At 33.2% G+C, this 1193-nt stretch carries 1 protein-coding gene; it reads right to left on the bottom strand.

The genetic code is table 11. The features are described 5' to 3' along the window. Nucleotides 1–281: 281 nt before the first annotated feature. On the bottom strand, nt 282–1193 hold a 912-nt coding region (locus FUA24_RS00275), incomplete at its 5' end, for an ammonium transporter (RefSeq protein ID WP_148539583.1).

The following is a 1193-nucleotide window of genomic DNA, read 5'->3' on the forward strand; positions in this document are numbered from 1 at the left end:
ACATATTCATTGTTTTTTATAATGTTTTTTACATATAAAAAGTTAAAATATACCATATAACATAAAAACACTTTCATTTTAACAATAAAACATATAGTTAGGTTACAATTTAAAATAGTAAAACCACAAAAGAAAAAACCCCAAGCTTGCACTTGGGGTTTAAAATACCTCTAAGTTAGGGTTAATTTAAAAGTATTAATACCTTAAATAAAAAAAGAGGCTCTTAAAAATACAAAAATAAGAAGCCTCTTTTTACTAACTATATAATAATCTAAATTTTATTAATGTTCATTCATTCTGAAATCGGCATAAGCATCCATACCATGCTCATGAGCATCTAATCCTTCAAGCTCTTCTTTTTCAGAAACTCTAATACCAACTGTTTTCTTCATGATAAAGAAAATTAAGAATGCAGATGGTATACAAATAGCTGCGTATGACAACACACCAACTAATTGACTAATAAACTGATCTACTCCTGCTAACGCACCAAATAAACCAACCGCTAAAGTACCCCAAATACCACACACTAAATGCACAGCAATAGCACCAACAGGGTCATCTAATTTAATTCTATCTACAAAACTAACGGCAAATACAATTAAAGCACCAGCAACAGCACCTATAATTATAGCATCTTCAGGTGTCATTTGATCTGCTCCTGCAGTAATACCAACTAAACCACCTAAAATACCATTTAAAAACATAGTTAAATCTAAGTTTTTATAACGTAAGAATGATACAAAAGCAGACACTACACCACCTGCAGCCGCAGCTAAACATGTAGTTACTAATGTTAATGATGTTAACTCAGGATCTGCAGATAATACAGAACCACCGTTAAAACCAAACCAACCTAACCATAGTATTAATACACCAGCTGTAGCTAAAGGTATATTATGACCAGGAATAGCTTGTGGTTTTCCTTGTTTATCAAATTTACCAATTCTAGCACCAAGTAACCAAACTGCTACTAAAGCAGCCCAACCACCTACAGAGTGCACTAAAGTAGAACCTGCAAAATCATAAAAAGGTGTTTCTCTCATATCTAAGAAACCACCACCCCATTTCCATGAACCAGCTATTGGATAAATTAAACCAACATATATAACTGTAAACATCATGAATGGGCCAATTTTAATACGCTCTGCAACAGCACCAGACACTATTGTTGCCGCTGTAGCTGCAAACAT

This window comes from Seonamhaeicola marinus, from assembly GCF_008085455.1.